At 57.8% G+C, this 18,382-nt stretch carries 16 protein-coding genes, 6 tRNA genes and 1 other annotated feature; all 22 genes read left to right on the forward strand.

What is annotated here, in order from left to right:
• Positions 1-259, forward strand: a 259-nt coding sequence (locus QVO43_RS03370; RefSeq protein WP_441293919.1) for a hypothetical protein, incomplete at its 5' end; no start/stop codon positions are given.
• A gap of 1 nt (position 260) precedes the next feature.
• Positions 261-1,685: a lipase family protein gene (locus QVO43_RS03375; protein WP_022487187.1), complete on the forward strand. Its 1,425-nt coding sequence runs from the start codon at positions 261-263 to the stop codon at positions 1,683-1,685.
• Positions 1,672-2,565 carry an amidohydrolase family protein gene (locus QVO43_RS03380; RefSeq protein WP_022487188.1) on the forward strand — a complete coding sequence of 298 codons (894 nt, stop codon included), beginning with the start codon at positions 1,672-1,674 and terminating at the stop codon, positions 2,563-2,565. Before QVO43_RS03375 ends, QVO43_RS03380 begins: the two co-directional genes overlap by 14 nt.
• Positions 2,562-3,032 carry a YhcH/YjgK/YiaL family protein gene (locus QVO43_RS03385; RefSeq protein ID WP_022487189.1) on the forward strand — a complete coding sequence of 157 codons (471 nt, stop codon included), beginning with the start codon at positions 2,562-2,564 and terminating at the stop codon, positions 3,030-3,032. Before QVO43_RS03380 ends, QVO43_RS03385 begins: the two co-directional genes overlap by 4 nt.
• 26 nt (positions 3,033-3,058) lie before the next feature.
• Positions 3,059-3,430, forward strand: a complete 372-nt coding sequence (locus QVO43_RS03390) for an ATP-binding cassette domain-containing protein (protein WP_022487190.1) — start codon at positions 3,059-3,061, stop codon at positions 3,428-3,430.
• Positions 3,427-4,080: a MotA/TolQ/ExbB proton channel family protein gene (locus QVO43_RS03395; RefSeq protein ID WP_022487191.1), complete on the forward strand. Its 654-nt coding sequence runs from the start codon at positions 3,427-3,429 to the stop codon at positions 4,078-4,080. The genes QVO43_RS03390 and QVO43_RS03395 overlap by 4 nt, the downstream gene beginning before the upstream one ends.
• Complete coding sequence (locus QVO43_RS03400) at positions 4,077-4,499, forward strand: ExbD/TolR family protein (RefSeq protein ID WP_022487192.1); 423 nt, start codon at positions 4,077-4,079, stop codon at positions 4,497-4,499. Before QVO43_RS03395 ends, QVO43_RS03400 begins: the two co-directional genes overlap by 4 nt.
• Complete coding sequence (locus QVO43_RS03405) at positions 4,486-5,286, forward strand: energy transducer TonB (protein ID WP_022487193.1); 801 nt, start codon at positions 4,486-4,488, stop codon at positions 5,284-5,286. The genes QVO43_RS03400 and QVO43_RS03405 overlap by 14 nt, the downstream gene beginning before the upstream one ends.
• Positions 5,287-5,389: 103 nt before the next feature.
• Positions 5,390-7,372, forward strand: a complete 1,983-nt coding sequence (locus tag QVO43_RS03410; protein ID WP_022487194.1) for a TonB-dependent receptor plug domain-containing protein — start codon at positions 5,390-5,392, stop codon at positions 7,370-7,372.
• Between the two features lie 282 nt (positions 7,373-7,654).
• Positions 7,655-7,729 (forward strand) — tRNA-Asn (locus QVO43_RS03415).
• A 3-nt stretch (positions 7,730-7,732) separates the two neighbouring features.
• Positions 7,733-7,807, forward strand: a tRNA-Glu gene (locus QVO43_RS03420).
• Positions 7,808-7,815: 8 nt separating this feature from the next.
• Positions 7,816-7,891 (forward strand) — tRNA-Val (locus QVO43_RS03425).
• A gap of 50 nt (positions 7,892-7,941) precedes the next feature.
• A tRNA-Pro gene (locus QVO43_RS03430) sits at positions 7,942-8,018 on the forward strand.
• Between the two features lie 11 nt (positions 8,019-8,029).
• Positions 8,030-8,103 (forward strand) — tRNA-Gly (locus QVO43_RS03435).
• 8 nt (positions 8,104-8,111) lie between these two features.
• Positions 8,112-8,188: transfer RNA gene (locus QVO43_RS03440), tRNA-Arg, on the forward strand.
• A gap of 369 nt (positions 8,189-8,557) precedes the next feature.
• Positions 8,558-9,091, forward strand: a complete 534-nt coding sequence (locus QVO43_RS03445) for a transcription repressor NadR (protein ID WP_022487195.1) — start codon at positions 8,558-8,560, stop codon at positions 9,089-9,091.
• Between the two features lie 142 nt (positions 9,092-9,233).
• Positions 9,234-9,704: a DUF805 domain-containing protein gene (locus QVO43_RS03450; protein ID WP_022487196.1), complete on the forward strand. Its 471-nt coding sequence runs from the start codon at positions 9,234-9,236 to the stop codon at positions 9,702-9,704.
• Positions 9,705-9,839: 135 nt separating this feature from the next.
• On the forward strand, positions 9,840-10,757 hold the full coding sequence (locus QVO43_RS03455) for an AAA family ATPase (RefSeq protein WP_022487197.1): 918 nt from the start codon (positions 9,840-9,842) through the stop codon (positions 10,755-10,757).
• A 6-nt stretch (positions 10,758-10,763) separates the two neighbouring features.
• Complete coding sequence (locus QVO43_RS03460; protein ID WP_022487198.1) at positions 10,764-12,488, forward strand: VWA domain-containing protein; 1,725 nt, start codon at positions 10,764-10,766, stop codon at positions 12,486-12,488.
• Positions 12,489-12,631: 143 nt separating this feature from the next.
• Positions 12,632-12,832, forward strand: a binding site (T-box leader).
• A 36-nt stretch (positions 12,833-12,868) separates the two neighbouring features.
• Positions 12,869-15,523 carry a valine--tRNA ligase gene (locus QVO43_RS03465; protein ID WP_022487199.1) on the forward strand — a complete coding sequence of 885 codons (2,655 nt, stop codon included), beginning with the start codon at positions 12,869-12,871 and terminating at the stop codon, positions 15,521-15,523.
• Positions 15,524-15,541: 18 nt separating this feature from the next.
• Entirely contained in the window at positions 15,542-16,822 is a 1,281-nt protein-coding gene (locus QVO43_RS03470) for a bifunctional folylpolyglutamate synthase/dihydrofolate synthase (RefSeq protein ID WP_022487200.1), read from the forward strand.
• 121 nt (positions 16,823-16,943) lie between these two features.
• Positions 16,944-18,125: an O-antigen ligase family protein gene (locus QVO43_RS03475; RefSeq protein ID WP_288174453.1), complete on the forward strand. Its 1,182-nt coding sequence runs from the start codon at positions 16,944-16,946 to the stop codon at positions 18,123-18,125.
• Positions 18,126-18,382 lie beyond the last annotated feature (257 nt).

An 18,382-nucleotide genomic window follows, 5' to 3' on the forward strand; every position in this document is an offset into this window, starting at 1 on the left:
TCTGTCCGCCTTTGTCCGGGTGACGGTGGCCGACCTGAACGGATACCTGGCCAACCAGTGCTACAACAGCAGCGATGTGAAGATCCATCCCATTAAACAGGTGACCCGGGTGCCGGAAGATTTCTTCCTGAACCAGGACGGGAGCATTTCCATCCTGTTCCAGACGGACGAACTGGGAACTCTCTTGGATGGTCCGGTGTACATCCGTCTGAGCCAGCCGGACCTCCGGGACCTGAACACCCGGAATCCCCGGGCCTGAGATGGTCCTGAAAAGAAATCAAGGGGGATGGCTGGTCCGCTTTCTGGCAGCCGCTGCCCTGCTGGTGCTGCCTCGGGCGGCCTGGGCAGCCTCTCAGCCGGCGCCGGACCGTCCGGTGAAGCAGGCGGCCATGACGGCCATGGCGGCGGCCGTGTGCGCCGGCAGCTATCACCCGGAAAACAGTGAAGAAGTCCGGTATCTGGAAGATTACGGCTGGAAGCTCACTCCCTATACCCTGAAGGACGGGAAAACGGAAGTGAACTTCACCCTGGCCCGGAAACCGGATCCCATCCGGGGGAAAATCTGGAATGTGCTGGCCTTCCGGGGCAGTGCCTCCAAAGGGGACTGGAAGCTGAATCTCCAGATGGAGACGGTGGACTATCCTTCCGGGAAACCGGCTGCCGGAGAAACGGCCAGCCCGGCAGTCCACAAAGGCTTCCTCCAGTACGCCCGGACGGCTCTTTCCCAGCCTCTGGATGTGGATGGGGACGGGAAGACGGAAAATCTGGGGGACTACCTGAAAACCCATCCCAGGGAACGGCTGCTGCTCACCGGCCACAGCCTGGGCGGAGCCGGGGCCACCCTGGTGGGAGAAGAACTGGCGGCCCAGGGGGTATCCCGGGCCCAGATCCCGGTGATCACCTTCGGGGCCCCGGCGGTGGGAAACCGGGCTTTTGCCCGGGAATACGGAACGAAGATCAGCCTGCTCCGGGCGGTGACCTCTCTGGACCCAGTGCCCGGGGCGCTCCAGACCGTGACCCGGTCCGGGTATCAGCAGCTCGGAGAAAAGAAAGAATATGCCCTGTCGGGAAAATACACGGACTACCAGCATCCCATTTCCTATTATCTGGACCTGGCGGTACGGGATTATTATCAGGAACGGCAGAAAGCAGTGGAAGCGGGAATCTGGCCCCCGGCACCCCGGGAGCAGCGGGAGGGTACCGGTCCCTTGACGGCCCTGGTGATCCTGAGCCGGGACAACGGGGCGGATACCCGGTATTCCCCGGATCTGGGCCAGTTCCTGCTGGATGAATACCGGAGCCTGCTGCCCCGGTATGTGGTGCTGGAGTACCGGCACACCGCCGGCAGCGAGGACCTTTGGTCCCAGGAAGAGATCCGGCAGAAAGCCCGGCAGGCCGGGGCGGACATCCTGGTGGTGGCCCAGGTGGAACGGCACCGGGTGGGCCAGAGCGACAAATGGTCCATCCAGCTGGGCCAGGAAGTGCTGGGTCTGGGGACTGGCGGAGTCCACAGGGTGACGGCAGGCAGTACCCGGGTGCGCTTCGAGCAGGGAGTACTCCAGAGCCTGCTGACCCTGTGGGAAGAACAGAAAAAAGAAGTACAGAACGTCCTGCCGGAAGCCAACAGGCAGGAACCATTGTGGATATTTTTGCGGGAAGAGGGGAATTTGAATGAAAATCATTGACGGCCATATGCATTTTTTCCGGTATGAAGGCTTCGACCAGGTGGCCAAAGCCGCCGGCCATGAAAATACAGTGGAGAACTATTTGAAGGCCTGCCGGGAGAACAACGTGGTGCTGTCGGTGGCCATGGGCAACGCACCTCTGGGGCCCAGCCGGTTCGGAGGGGTGGTGCCCCGGGTGCCGGATCTGGCGGGCCCCTGCACCCTGGATCCTTACAACCAGCCGGCGGAAATCGCCTTCTGTGCCGGGCTGGAAAGCAACGCCCTTACCAAAGAGAACTGCGAAAAGACTGCCCAGGAATTCGAACCGGTGGTCCGGAACCCCCACTGTGTGGGAATCAAGATCTACACCGGCTACAACCAGGTGTACGCCTATGATCCAAGGCATTTTCCCCTGTATGAACTGGCGGAAGCCTATCAGGTGCCGGTGGTGTTCCATACGGGAGATACCGCCGGGGGCCACGGGCTTCTGAAATATGCCCATCCCCTCACCATCGACGAAGTGGCGGGCCAGTTCCCCCGGGTGAAGTTCGTGATCGCCCACTGCGGCAATCCCTGGATCTTGGATGCCATGGAAGTGGTGGCCAAGAATCCCAATGTGTATGTGGACCTGTCCGGGCTCCTGGAAGGGAAGTTCGACGGGGCCATCTTCTACGAAAAGCACCGGGATTATTTCCGCTATATCCGGATGTGGCTGGACTATGTGGACCGGTACGACAAGGTGATCTACGGCACCGACTGGCCGCTGATCAACATCCACAGTTACATCGACAACATGAAGCTGGTGGTGCCGGAAGCCCACCACGAAGAATTTTTCTACAGGAACGCCCTGCGGGTCTACACCAAGCTGCTGGGGCTCCTGCCTAAGGAGGAGAACGCATGATTACAGGAAATCTGGACCATCTGGACCGGCTGGCAGGCCAGCTTACCGGGCCGGTGAAAAAGGCCCTGGAACTGCTGGCGGAACGGGATGTAACGGAGCTGCCGGTGGGAAAGAAACTGCTGGCCGGAGAAGACATCTTTGCCAGCGTCAACGAGTATGAAACGGAACCGGCCCGGGACCGGCGGCCGGAAAAACACTTTCAGTACATCGACATCCAGATCCTGGGTGTCGGACGGGAAGCCATCGGCTACACCGACGTGGAAAACGCCGGAGAGATCACCGAAGACCGGCGGGAAGCCAATGACGTGGTGTTCTACGGTCAGGTGAAAAAGGAAAACGTGGTGAAGCTGGAAAAACGGGATTTCGCCATTTTCTACCCCTGGGAAGTCCATCGGCCCAACTGCCATTTTGACGGGAAGGCGGAAAAGGTTAAAAAAATCGTAGTCAAGGTACGGATGGATCAATAAAAGCAGGGAGTCAGCCTGCTTTTTATGTGAAAACCCTGCAACATTTCTGCGACTGTTCCGGAGGCGAAGCCCAGCGGGTGTGGATCGCCACGGTGCTGGCCCAGCAGCCGGATCTTCTGTTCCTGGACGAACCAACTGCTTTTCTGAACATTTCCTACCAGGTGGAAGTGATGCAGCTGGTCAAGAAGCTGAACCGGGAAAATGGTATGGGCATCGTCATGGTTCTCCATGACCTGGGCCAGGCTCTGGAAGTCAGCGACCGGGTGGTGGTGATCCAGAACGGGAAGAAATACGCGGAGGGCCCTCCGGAAGAACTGCTGGCTCGCCGGGGCCTGTATTATGCCTTATGGAAGAAAGAAGCCGGAGACAATGCGACTGGAAAGAGAGAGGAAACATGAACATACTGACTGCAGGCGTGGATTATTTCATCAAAGGGGGCTGGGTCATGTGGCCCCTGCTTTTCTGTTCCATTGCCGCCCTGGCCATCGGGGTGGAACGGATGCTGTTCTTCCGGAGGGCAGACAGCGGCCGGGAATTCACCAAGGCCTTCTGCACCTATGTGGAAAACAATGACTGGTACCAGGCCAAGGAACTGGCGGACCACACCCAGGGAGAAATCGCCAAGCTGGCCACCATTGTCATGGAGCGGCATGACAATTACGGGTACCTGGAAAACTTCATCAGCTACCGGGCGGAACGGGCCCTGGACAAATTCGAGAAGAACCTGCCCTATCTGAACATTATCGTGACCCTGGCTCCGGTGCTGGGACTTTTGGGTACTGTTACCGGGATGATGGGAGCCTTCACCCACCTGACCCAGCGGATGACCAACCCTATGGGAGTTACCTCCGGCCTGGCGGAAGCCCTGATTACCACGGTATTTGGCCTGTGCATCTCCATTATCGCCGTAGTGTTCCATGGATATTTTGAACGGCGGATGAAGACCATCACCCTGAACATCGAGGAAATGGGCAACACCCTTCTGGAAGCGGTGCGGAAGAAGGAAACCTGCAGCGTATGCTGCCATTCGGAACGGAGGCGGGCATGATCAAGCTGAAGGACCGGAAAAAAAACGACCTGGGGATCATGATCAGTCCCATGATCGACATGAGTTTCCTGCTGCTGGTGTTCTTCATCGTTACCACCATGAACATGAGTGAAGTGGAAACGGTGCCGGTCCAGCTGCCAGCGGCCACCCAGACCCGGATCCAGCCGGAGGCCCGGTTCAATGTGGCGGTGAAGGCGGACGGCAGTCTGTACCTGGGGACGAAACCGGTGACCCGGGAAGCCCTCATCGCCCAGGCCAAAGCCGCTGCGGCCAAAGACCCCCAGTTTTCCCTGGTAATCTACGGGGACGGGCAGGTGCCCTATGAAAAGGTCCTGGGGCTCCTGGACGATTGCAAGGCCGCCGGGATCCTCCGGGTGGGCCTGGCGGCGGAAAAGGCGGCGGACCATGGGCAGCAGTGACAGCCGGAAGGGGCTGTTGGTGTCCCTGGGGGTCCATCTGGCGGTGTTCCTGGCTCTGGGAAGCGTCGGGTTCCAGGCCTGGCAGAAACAGCAGGAACAGGATAAAGTCTACACCGTAAACATCGTTTCCGGCAGTCCCTATCATGGGTATGGGGAAGTGCCCGGGGCCCGGCTGGGGAACGGGAACCCTCCGGCTCCTGCAGCAGGACAAAAGCCGATGACTGCTGCTTCCCGTCCCCAGGTTCCGGCGGTGCCCCGGATGACGGCCCCGGATGCCATTCCGGAAGAACGTACCGCTGCCCAGAACAGCCCGGCAGCCCCTGTACCGACAGAAAATGCCAGTTCGGCTCTGACCGGCAGCGGAGAAGCATCTTCCAGCGGCCAGGCTGCCGGGGATCTGGAAGGGGGCAGTCCTGACGGAGTCTCCAATGGGGGCAATCCGTCAGGCAGCCCGGGAGAACCTCCGGGCCCGGCAGGGGCGGATGGCCCCGGCTTCGACACGGAAGCGGTTCAGTCCGATGTATCCGCCAGCTTCCTGGGAGGGCCGGCGCCGGAATATCCTGATGCGCTCCGGAATCACTGGATCCAGGGCTCCGTCCGGGTCCGGATGATTGTGGGGAAGGACGGCTCCGTGGAAAGCGCTTCGGTGGTGTCCAGTTCCGGCTATGGTCCCATGGACCAGGCAGCCCTGGATGCGGCCTACGGCTATGCTTTTGAACCGGCGTACAAGGAAGGATACCCGGTCCGGTGCTATGCGACAAAAACATTTACCTTCCGGCTGAACTGACCGGGGAGACCGGCCGCGGCTTTCGGGCGGACCGGTCTCACGGGGGAATCTGAAACATGCGGAAAGGAATGACCTGCAAAATACAGTGTAAAGGAGCGTTACCATGGATCAAACGTGGCTGAAAAGAAGAATCCTGCTGGCGGTAAGCCTGGCAGCCGTACTGGGCGGTGCCCAGCTGTGCAGTGCCGCAGAGGCATCTGATACTGCGATGGACAATCTGGAACTGGGAGAGACGGTGGTCACCGCCACCCGGACCAAGCTGGAGGAAAAACAGGTCCCCATGGCGGTCCAGGTGATCAAGGCTGACGAAATGAAAAAGAAAGGGGCCTACAACGTCCGGGACGCCATCAAGAACGCCACAGGCATCGACGTGTCCCGGAACGGCACCTCCTTGGTGGGGAACAATGTAAGCGTCCGGGGCATGGGAACCACGGAAACCCTGATCCTGGTGGATGGCCGCCGGATTGCCGGAGAAGATTCCGCCAGCACCATGAATGCCTACGAGCTGGACCGGATCAACGTGAACCAGATCGACCGGGTGGAAATCCTCCGGGGATCCGGTTCCGCCGTCTGGGGCAGTGATGCCACCGGAGGCGTGATCAACATCATCACCAAAAAGAACAAGCCCCAGGGCGGCTATGCGGGTACCCGCACCGGCAGCCTGGAATCTTCCGTGTACGGAGGCTTTGCCACCGGGGACATGGGGAAGCTGAACATGAACTTCGATTTCAACCTGACCAAGGTCCGGAAGGAGGACAACAACGGCAGTACCAACATGTACGGCCCCCGGCGGAATTTCTCCTTCAATGGGAACTACCGGTTCAATGACCACAGCGGCCTGGACTTCGGGGCCAGTTTCATGAAAGAACAGCTCACCAGCCTGTCCGGCAGCACCACCGCCGGCACCACCACCAGCTACTATGACAACAACCGGTCCGATTATCATGTGAAGTACTACGGCTTCGACCGGAAGAACGACTGGGAGATCCAGTCCTACTACAGCCGGCTGGGGAAAGTGGGCCGTACCCGGACAGCCGCCTGGGACGATTTCAACCATGCCCGGTATTCCACCTGGGTCAACGAAGCCAAGAACACCTACAAGATGGACAAAAACAACACCCTTACCTACGGCATGGAAGTGAAGAACCAGAAAGCCGGGGGCACCCGGTTCGCCAACTCGGGCGGGGGCACCCGGATCGAACGGTATCTGGGCATGACCAGTCCCTACGGGTCTGCCAGCCAGAATTCCTATGCCTTCTATCTGGAAGACGAAATGAAGCTGGGAGACAAGCTGCTGTTCGTTCCCTCTGTCCGGTTCGATCATCATGACAGCTTTGGCAGCGAATGGTCCCCCCGGGCCGGGCTCACCTACAGCTTCAGCAAGGCCAGCCGGCTGAAAGTGAACTACGGCAAGGCCTTCCGGGCTCCCACCATCTTCGAACTGTACTCCCAGATGATCCATTCCCCCATTGCCTCCATGCGGGTGATCGTGGAAGGGAACCCGGATCTGCAGCCGGAAAAATCCACCAACTTCGACATCAGCCTGGAAGGGGAAAAGGGCAAGGCCACCGGGAAACTCACCTACTTCCGCAACAAGATCTCCAACCTGATTGATTCGGAAAGAGTGTCCCTGAGCTTCAGCGGCGGGATCCGGAACTTCCTGTACAAGTACCGGAACGTGGACAAGGCCACCTTTAACGGGGTGGAAGCGGAAACCCGGTATAAGTTCGACAAACACTGGAGCGCCCGGGCCAACTACACCTACCTGGATGCCCGGGATGGGAACACCAACAAGCGGCTCACCGGCCGGGCCCTGAATACCGGCACTGTGGAACTGTCCTGGACCGATGCCAAAAAGGCTCCCTGGACTGCCACCCTGTACAACCAGTGGTACCAGAACTATCTCACCAGCGCCGACAACAAGTCCTATTCCTACAGCCTTACCAATTTCGTGGTGACCAAGGACATCGGCAGCCTGTCCCTGTACGCAGGGATTGACAACCTGTTCAACAAAAAATTCGACAGCAGCGACAGCATCTGGACCGACGGACGGGTCTGGAGAGCCGGCGCTGAATGGAAATTCTAAGGAGGATGCCCATAAAAACCATCGTACTGTATTCCAGCCGTACCGGCAACAACCGGAAGGTGGCGGAAACCATAGCCGCCGCCCTGCCGGGATCTGGAAAACGCCGCCTGGTTCGCCCGTCCCTTGTTCGAAGCCAAGTGCCTGGTATTTGGCTTCCTTCGGCAGCTGACCATTGACCGTTGACTGTTTTTTCTTTTTCTCCAAAAAAAATTAAAAAACCTGTTGACATTTTGTACCATCTTTTATATAATAACACTCGCAGCGCATGAGCGTCGCAAGAATTCCCCGATAGCTCAATGGTAGAGCACTCGACTGTTAATCGAGTTGTTGTAAGTTCGAGTCTTACTCGGGGAGCCAAGTGGCCGGATGGTCAAGCGGTTAAGACACCGCCCTTTCACGGCGGTATCGGGGGTTCGATTCCCCCTCCGGTCACCACTTCTTTTGGGCGCTTAGCTCAGCTGGGAGAGCGTCTGCCTTACAAGCAGAATGTCAGCAGTTCGATCCTGTTAGCGCCCACCATATTTTTTTTACCTTTTTTTGTTTATAACCAAGTTGGCCTGTACGTGCGACGGGGCGTAGCTCAGTTTGGTAGAGCACCTGCCTTGGGAGCAGGGGGTCGTAGGTTCAAATCCTGTCGCTCCGACCAATTTTTCTCATGCGGGTGTAGCTCAATGGTAGAGCCCTAGCCTTCCAAGCTAGTTACGTGGGTTCGATTCCCATCACCCGCTCCATTTTATTTGGCCCTGTAGCTCAGCTGGATAGAGCAACGGCCTTCTAAGCCGTGTGTCGAGTGTTCGAATCACTCCAGGGTCACCAAGTGAAAGTGCAGAGGATATTGCAGAAATCATGCAGTATCCTCTTTTTTTGTCAGCGGTCAACGGCCGAAGGAAATCAATTTTTGCAAATTGATTTTGAACGAGTACCTCTCAGGCACCTCCCTTTTCCAAATGAAAATAAAAGATTTTCATAAAATATTCATAAACAAATAATAAACTTATACCCCGGATTTTCCTGATGGAAGCAAGTTTGGAAAAAACAACTTAAAACGAATTTTATTTAGACAATCATAACTAAATATGATACAATACAGCTGAATTGCTTTAGGATTGACGCCCTGCCAGATGGATTATGCAACTGAACCGGTCCAGGGAATCCGAAAGAAAGAATCTAAACGGGAGGGGTATTATGAAGAATCAAGAACGCAGAAAGAAAATCCTGGAAATTTTGCGCAGCAGCAATGGCCCGGTGACTGGGGATCAGCTGGCCAAGGACCTGAACGTATCCCGACAGGTGATTGTTCTGGATATGGCTCTCCTGCGGAGCGCCGGTACGGCCATTGTTTCCACCCGGCGGGGGTATCAGATCAACGGCCGGAGCCTGAGCATGGACTTTGAATGCAGATACAAAGCCATGGATACGGACAGCGCCCGGGATGAACTGAACATTGTGGTGGACAACGGGGGCATGATTGCCAGCATTACCCTGGTGCCGGATTTCTGCGGGCCCATCCAGGCGTTCCTGAACCTGAAGAACCGGCGGGATGTGAAGCAGTATCTGGACAATTTCCGAAAATACAACATCCCTCTGATCGCTACCCTTTCCCAGGGGGTCCATACCCTGACCGTGGCCGCGGATTCCCAGGATGAACTGGAAGCCATCCGGGACAGCCTGAAGGAAGGCGGTTTCCTGATTGCGGAAGGGCCGGAAGAAAGCAAATAAAAAGAGGCGCATTTCAGGACGGAAAAGGTTTTTGTCGTGAAATGCGTTTTTTTTGTGTCCTGGCCTCTTTCTTTTCTCGCCAAAAATAGATATAATATCTTTCGACTGAAAACATAGGAATCGCTGATGGCAAGGAGGCTGTATGGATTTGCATGTTGAAACTTCTGCGATAAAAAATGAAAAACTTTCCCCCTATCAGTGGATGGAACGGCACTTTTTTGCCCGGCAGATTCCCCGGGACTGGGCGTCTCTCCTGGATTTGTATCTGAATTTCCACGGCCGTCTGGGCCGGGTGGAGCTGGCCCTCCGGGGGGCTCTCCTGTTGGGTGGGGCCAGCTGCCTGACCTTTTTCCTCATGGGCTGCGTGTTCATCTTCACCCTGTTTGAAAGCGGGGTGGGGGCCATTGCTCTCATGGGCCTGTGGATGCTCACCTATCTGGTGATGTTCCTGTGCGGCCTGTCTCTGTTGGCCCGCCGGTTCCACGATATGGACATGAGCGGCTGGTGGACCCTGCTGTTCCTGGTGCCCATCCTGAACCTGGCCACGTATATTTACCTGATGGTGAAAAAAGGTGACAGCGGAGCCAACCGGTTCGGAGGAGTGCCGGAATAAGGTTCTGCAGCAGGAGCAGCAGAACTGTCAACGGCAGCTGACCGCTGACGATCAGGGGGCATTGCACGTAACGTGCAATGCCCCCTTTTGTGCTATAATAATTACTGATGCAAATGTCAAGCGAGGGGAGCCCTTATGATGCTGGAATTTTTAGAGAGTGAACAAATCAACCCGGAACTGATCCAGGGGATCCGGGCGTACCGGAAGGAATTTCCCACCCCGGAAGACCTGACGGCCCGTGTCCCTGTGCCCCATTTCCATTATTATGGAAAGGATGTGTGGGAAGAGGCCATTGCGGCCCTTCTGTGCGGCCAGAATCTGCTGCTGGCCGGACCCAAGGCCACCGGGAAGAACGTGCTGGCGGAGAACCTGGCAGCGGTGTTCGGCCGTCCCATGTGGAACGTGTCCTTCCACATCAACATGGATGCCACCGGGATGCTGGGCACTGATACCTTCAAAAACGGGGAAGTGGAATTCCGTCCCGGACCGGTGTACCAGTGCGCGGTGAAAGGGGGATTCGGGGTCTTCGATGAAATCAACATGGCCCGGAACGAAGCCATGGCTGTGCTCCATTCTCTGCTGGACTTCCGGCATACGGTGGATATTCCCGGTTATGACCTGCTCCATGCCCACAAGGCCTGCCGGTTCATCGCCACCATGAACTACGGCTATTCCGGTACCCGGGAACTGAACGAAGCCCTGGCTTCCCGGTTTGCGGTGATCCAGCTGCCGCCCATTTCCATGGAATCCCTGGACCGGCTGCTCCAGGACGAATTCCCCAGACTGCGGAAGGAACCCCGGAAGGCCTTCTGTCAGATCTTCAAGGACCTGGAAAAGAAATGCCAGGAAAGCGAAATCTCTGAAAAGGCCCTGGACCTGCGGGGGATGCTGGATGCCATCCACCTGATGGAAGCCGGGCTGGAAGCCCACAAGGCCCTGGATCTGGGAATCGTGAACAAATCCTTTGATGAATATGAACCGGGGCTGATCCGGGACGTGATCAATCTCCACATTCCCGGGAACTATACCAAAAAGGACATTTTCGAGGACTGAGGAACCATGGGAAAACTCAAGTACGATGCCAAACGCCGCCGGGCTTTGAATATCGTATGGGACGTGTCCTGGGACTACCGGTTCGATCCCGATTTCCTGGCCTATACGGAACAGGGTACCCCGGATCTGTATCTGAACGCGGTGGTGGGCTTCACCCGGAAATATTATGATGTGAAGCTGATCCACCAGATGTTCGAGGAAATGGAAGACAGCGCCCTCCGGGATACCTTTACGGACCTGTTCTGGCTGGGACTGGAATACGCCACCTACGCCAAGGAGGCTCCGGTGCGGCCGGTGCTGCCCTATCTCCGGCAGCAGCATGCCAGGGCCTATTTTGACGGCACCAAACTGGACAAAACCGGAGTGGCCCACGAAATGCAGGCGGCACGGTGGCACGAGGTGCTGGGGGAGGGACTGGATCTCCATGACCCCTGGGCCAAGGGGCTCTATGCCAATCTTTGCTTCGATCCGGCCTGGGATACCAAGCAGCTGTGCGACCATTTCCGGAAGATCACCAAAAAGTACTTCGTCTCCCATTTCCTGGTCCGGGAAAGCCTGGAAAAAGTCATCATCAGCAAAGGCCTGGGGGACTTTATCGACTGGCTGCTGCCCCATGTGTTCCGGAAGCAGGAAAGCGTGTTCAATTTTCTCTATTCCAAGAAGCAGGCCATGGACATCCTGGCCGGGAAAAACGCCCACAACGGGCTCATGGCCATTATCACCGGCCAGACGGCGTCGGAAAACTACAACTATATCATCGATTGTTTCGGCGCCAGCATCTACCCGCCCCGGAAAATGCTGGATATTGACCAAGCCTGGTGCAACGGGCCTCATCAGGGGTGCCATCTCCACTTTACCCGGGGCCGGCTGGGGAGCAAAGGGGCCACCGGGGAAGCTTCCCGCTGGCTTGAGGGAGCTCACGCCCAACGGGTGAAGAACCTGGCCTACTACAAGGATCACGGGGAACAGTGCCGGAAGAGCATAGCCCGGCTCACCAGCCAGCTCCGGAGCGTCATGCGCATGGCCCAGACCCGGCTGCCGGTGCCCGCCAAGGAAGGGGAACTGGTACCCGGCCTGGTGTGGCGGGCCCTGAAGGTGAATGACAGCCGGGTGTTCTTCGAACGGGAGACCGTCTCCAGCCCGGATTTCACCGTGGATCTGATGCTGGATGCTTCCGCCTCCCGGGGGGAGTATCAGCAGGTAATCGCCTCCCAGGCCTATGTGATCGCCGAAAGTCTCCGCCAGTGCGGGATTCCCTACCAGGTGTATTCCTTCTGCACTCTGCGGAACTATACGGTACTCACCCTGTTCAAGGACTATGCGGACAAGAAGCGGTGCACCAATATCTTCAACTATGTGGCCACCGGGTGGAACCGGGACGGGCTGGCCCTCCGGGGAGCCCGGCAGCTGATGGGGGACTTTACCCAGACCAAAAAGATCCTCATCATGCTCACGGATGCGGAGCCCAACGACGACAAGCCTCTGGTGGGAGACGGGCTGTTCAGCTCTTCGGAATACCGGGATGAAAAAGCCGTGGCCAACACCGCTGACGAAGCCGCCAGCCTCCGCCGGGAAGGGATCCGGATTATCGGGCTCATCAACGGAGAGAATCAGCACATCATGAAAGATGCCCGGAAGATCTTCGGGGAAGACTGTGTGGAAGTCCGGGATCTGGATAAAATGGCCGACAGCGTAGGCAAGATGCTGTGCCGGCAGATCGAGGCGCTGTGAAAAAGGGGGTGTTGCACGTTTTGTGCAGCACCCCTTTTCTGTCGGTACTCAACGGCCGCTGACCGTTGACGGGGATTTGAAAGGGTCCACCCCATTGACAATCCCGCGCCCCCTTGTTACAATGACTCCATACAACCATACAGCCAAAGGCGATGATGGGAAGGAGTACAGCGCCCCTTGCACCGGCAGAGAGGATGCGGGTGGTGGAAGCATCCGGGCAATGCGCTGGAAGTCGTCCTGGAGCCGGCAGGAGGAAAGCCCTGTCCGTCACGGCACGTTACGCCGCTTTAAGGTGCTCAAGCAATTGAGAATGTAGGTGGTACCGCGAACAACTCGTCCTATACAGCAGGACGGGTTTATTTTTTTAAGGAGGCAGAGTTATGGCAGAAGAAAACAACATCCCCAAGGTCTATGATCCGGCTGCGGTGGAGAAGAAATGGTATGCATACTGGATCGATCACGGCTTTTTCCATCAGCCGGTGGACAAGAGCCGGAAACCCTTCAGTGTGGTGATCCCGCCTCCCAACATTACCGGCAAGCTCCACATGGGCCATGCCCTGGACAATACCCTCCAGGACATCCTGGTGCGCTGGCACCGGATGATGGGGGACAACACCTGCTGGCTGCCGGGCTATGACCATGCAGGACTGGCCACCCAGATCAAGGTGGAAGAGGAACTGAAGAAGAAGGAAGGCCTGACCCGGTACGATCTGGGCCGGGAAGAATTCATCAAACGGGTGTGGAAATGGAAGGAAGCCTACGGGGACGAAATCGTCCGGCAGCTGAAGAGCCTGGGGATTTCCTGCGACTGGGACCGGCAGCGGTTCACCATGGACGAAGGCCTGAGCCAGGCGGTCCGGGAAGCCTTTGTGAGCCTTTATGAAAAGGGCCTGATCTACAAGGGCACCCGGATGATCAACTGGTGCGTCAACTGCCGTACGGCTTTGTCCGATGTGGAAGTGGAACACCAGGACGATGCTGGTGCCCTGTGGTACATCAACTATCCCATTGTGGGCGAAAAGGACCAGTACCTGACCATCGCCACCAGCCGTCCGGAAACCATCCCCGGAGATACTGCCGTGGCCGTGAACCCCAAGGATGAACGGTACGGGAAACTGGTGGGGAAGAAGATCGCCCTGCCCACCACCAACCGGGAAATCCCCATTATCGCCGATGAATATGTGGACCTGGAATTCGGTACCGGCGCGGTGAAAATCACCCCGGCCCACGACCCCAACGACTATGAAGTGGGCCAGCGGCACAACCTGGAACAGATCGTGGTCATCGGCCTGGACGGGAAAATGACCAAAGAGGCCGGCAAATACGAAGGGGAAGACCGGTATGAATGCCGGAAGCACATTGTCCAGGATCTGAAGGACATGGGCCTTCTGGTGAAAATCGAAGATGCTCCCCACTCCGTTGGCCACTGCCAGCGCTGCCACCATGTGGTGGAACCCATGGTGTCCACCCAGTGGTTCGTGAAGATGAAACCCCTGGCGGAAGCAGCCATTAAATGCGTCACCGAAGGCCATACGGAATTTGTTCCCAGCCGGTTCACCAAAACCTATCTCCAATGGCTGGAAAACATCCATGATTGGTGCATTTCCCGGCAGATCTGGTGGGGGCACCGGATCCCGGTATGGTACTGCGACGACTGCGGGGAAGTGTCTGCTTCCCGGACGGATCTCACCGCCTGCCCCAAATGCGGCAGCACCCATATCCATCAGGAAGAAGACTGCCTGGACACCTGGTTCAGCTCCGGCCTGTGGCCCTTCTCCACTTTCGGCTGGCCGCAAAAGACGGAAGAACTGGAACACTGGTATCCCACCAGCGTGCTGGTCACCGGCTATGACATCATCTTCTTCTGGGTGGCCCGGATGATCACCATGGGTGAGGAATTCATGGGGAAGGAACCCTTCAAGCACGTGTTCATCCACGGACTGGTTCGGGACGAACAGGGCCGGAAGATGAGCAAATCCCTGGGCAACGGCATCGACCCGGTGGAAGTGGTGAACAAGTACGGAGCGGATACCCTGCGGTTCATGCTGATCACCGGCAATACTCCGGGGAACGACATGCGGTTCTACTGGAACCGGATCGAAAGCACCCGGAATTTTGCCAACAAAATCTGGAACGCCTCCCGGTTCGCTCTCATGAACCTGGACGGTTATGACAAGGATGCGGAAAAAGCACCGCTCACCCTGGCGGACAAATGGATCCTGTCCCGGCTCCAGCACACCATCCGGGATGTATCCAACTACCTGGAAAAATTCGAACTGGGCGAAGCGGGCCGGCTGATCTATGACTTCATCTGGGGCGAAGTGTGCGACTGGTACATCGAACTGGCCAAACCCCGTCTCTACGACCGGGAAAACGCCGCTGCCCGGGCTACGGCCCAGACGGTGCTGTGCCGGGTACTGGGAGATGCCATGAAGCTGCTCCATCCCTACATGCCTTTCATTACGGAAGAAATCTGGCAGCACCTGCCTCATGAAGGACAGAGCATCATGATCGCTCCCTGGCCGGTGGCGGATGAAGGGCTGATGGACGACACCGTGGAAAAACAGATGACTGCGGTGATGGATGTGATCAAGGCCATCCGGAACATGCGGGCGGAAGTGAACGCGGCTCCCGGCCACAAGGCTCCGGCCATGGTGCTGGTGGATGCCGACCTCCGGGACGTGTTCGCCGCCAACGGGGATTACATCCGGCAGCTGGGCACGGTGGATGTCCTGACCCTGGGGGCCATGGATGACGCCGCTCCGGAAAACGCCATGGCTGCTGTGGTGAACGGGGCCAAGGTGTATCTGCCTCTCAAAGGTCTTATCGACGTGGACAAGGAACTGGCCCGTCTCCAGAAGGAACTGGACGGGGCGGAAAAGGAAGCCAAGCGGGTAGCCGGGAAACTGAGCAACCAGAACTTCCTGGCCAAGGCTCCCGCCGAAGTGGTGGAAAAGGAAAAGACCAAACAGACGGAGATCCTGGCGCGGATCGACGGCCTGAAGGAACGGATGGCAACCCTGCGCAGCCTGTAAAAGGGAAAGGAGCAGACTATGGAATATGCGGACGCAGTAGACTATGTAGAAAGCCTGGGCAAGTTCGGCATCCATCTGGGCATGGAACGGATCCAGGGGCTTACGGCCCTTTTGGACCATCCGGAACGGAAGATCCGGACCGTCCATGTGACCGGGACCAACGGCAAAGGCAGTGTCACCACATTTCTGGCCAACATGCTCCAGCAGGCGGGGCTGAAGGTGGGGAGCTACACCTCCCCCCACTTTGTCCGGTACAACGAGCGGATCTGCCTCAACGGGGAAGAGATTTCCAATGAAGACTTTGCCGCGGTAACGGAAAAGACCAAAGCCGCTCTGGACCGGTTCCTGGCCCAGGGAGGAGAACAGCCCACCCAGTTTGAATTCATCACCGCCATGGCCTTCCTGTATTTTGCGGAAAAGCAGGTGGACTGTGCCGTGATCGAAGTGGGCATGGGCGGCCTGTGGGATTCTACCAACATCATCACCCCGGAGGTGTCCGTGATCACCAATGTGACCCTGGAACACACGGAACGGCTGGGGAAGACCATCGAAGCCATTGCCGCCCAGAAGGCGGGAATCATCAAACCGGGGGTGCCGGTGGTGACGGAGGCGGAAGGGAAGGCCCTGGAAGTGATCCGGGGTGCGGCGGAAGCCAACCATGCCCCTCTGTATGTATATGGGGATGATTTTTCCACCGAAGAACTCACCAGTTCCATGGACACCCAGACCTTTTTGTACCGGCTGGGAGAAAAGGAACTGGAAGTGGCCATCCACCTGCCCGGGGAACACCAGATCCTCAACGGGGCGGCGGCCCTTACGGCAGCGGAGATCCTCCGGGACAAGCACGGGGTGCCTGATGAGGCGGCCATGCTCCGGGGGATGGAGGCGGCCCGGTGGCCGGGACGGCTGGAGCGGATCCACCGGAACCCGGACATTATCCTGGACGGGGCCCACAATCCCTCCGGGGTGACGGTGCTCCGGAAGGCTCTGGATGAGTATTATCCCAAAGCCCGGCGGATCTACGTGTTCGGTATGATGGCGGACAAGGACGTGAGCCAGGTATCGGACATCCTGTTCCGTCCGGAAGACACCATCTATACGGTGCTGGCCCATGAGGGAGACCGGTCGGAGAAACCGGAAAAACTGGCCCAGCGGCTCCACAAGAATGCGGTTCCCATGGAGGATCTCACCGCTGCCTACCAACGGGCGGTGTCGGAAGCGGGGCCGGAGGACGTGGTGATCGTCTGTGGGTCCCTGTATCTCATCGGCACCTTCAAGGAACTGGGATTGGACCGGTAAGATCATGGGAAGACCGCAAGGCTGGGGTCTCCCCGCATCCTGGAACCTGAATCAGATTATTTTCGGGGTCCTTTCTCTGCTGTTTTTCATCCTGCCCCTGCATCAGCTGGGGGCGGGAATCGTGTTCAGCATCTGTTTCCTGCTGAACCTGGTGAACATCTGGAAGACCGGGCAGTTCTGGCCGGCCATCCAGATTCCCCGGACCATCAGCCGGCCCCTGTGGGCCCTGTTCATCCTGAGCGGGGTCAGCACCCTGTGGTCGGAAAACCCGGCCGCCTGCGCCCTGAACTGGCTGTGGGTGGTGGGCCAGGAGGCGGGGATCTTCTACCTGGTGCTCCGGTACGCCAGTACCGGCCGCCGGACCCTGTTCCTGACCAAGATCTTCATGATCTCTGCCGGGATCGTGGCGGCCTTCGGCATCTGGCAGTATTTCTTCGGCACCAGTCTCCAGAATATGGAATGGATCGACCACCAGGCTTTCAAGCATCTGTCCCGGCGGGCCATTTCCACCCTGGTGAATCCCAACATCCTGGGCACCTTCCTGGTGTCCACGGTGGCTTACTGTGAAGGGCTTTTCGCTCCTCTGAAGGGAGGAAAGACCCGGTGGGCCCTGGTGGGGATCTTCCTTCTCTCCACCGCCTGCCTGATTTTGACCTTTTCCCGGGGCAACTGGGTGGCCTATTTCTGGGTGCTGTTCATCTTTGCCGGAGCCTTCTATCACAAGGCTTTCCTGCCCTTCATCGGAGGGGGCCTGGGGGTGCTGTACCTGTTCTGGAACCAGCTGGCGGAACGGCTCATGTCCATTTTTTCCGTCCATGACACGTCCGCGGAACTGCGGTTCTTCTACCTGGAAAGCTCCCTGGACATGATCCGGGACCATCCTTTCGGAGTGGGCTGGTATGGATATGGCTATGCCTTCCCGGATTACAACTTCTTCATTTCGGAAGATGTGTTCATGTACCACAGCCATAACCTGTTGCTGAACGTAACGGCAGAACTGGGGATACCAGGGCTGCTGCTGTTTCTCTGTGTGATGGTCCGGCTGTTCCTGCTGGCCCGGGAAATCCGGAACCGGAACCGGACCCTGCCCTGGCTGAGGGGGGTGGCCTGCGGGTACATGGCTTCCCTGGTGGGAATCTTTATCAGCGGCCTTACTGACCATACCCTGTTCAACAGTCAGCTGGGCATGCTGTTCTGGGCAGGGAACGCCATCCTGCTCATTGCGGACCGGCTGAGCGGCGGAAGAGGCGGCCCATCAGGCACCGCATCTTCCTGTGTGGCGTCTGAAGTACGGAACAAGTAGAAGCCAAACGCAGTTAGCCTTTGGCCGGGATGGGAAACGCAGCTGACGCTGCTAACCCACCACCAGCCTTGCGGCTGGTCCCCCGCCCTTGAAAAGGGCGGATATATGCTTGGGCCTTCGGCCCAATGCTTTTGTGGCACGAGAGAGCAGCCTGCGTGATAGTATCCGCCCTTGAAAAGGGCGGATATACGCTTGGGCCTTCGGCCCAATGCTTTTGTGACACGGGAGAGCAGCCTGCGTGATAGTATCCGCCCTTG

The sequence above is a fragment of the Acidaminococcus sp. CAG:542 genome (assembly GCF_000437815.1).
Classification (GTDB): domain Bacteria; phylum Bacillota; class Negativicutes; order Acidaminococcales; family Acidaminococcaceae; genus Acidaminococcus.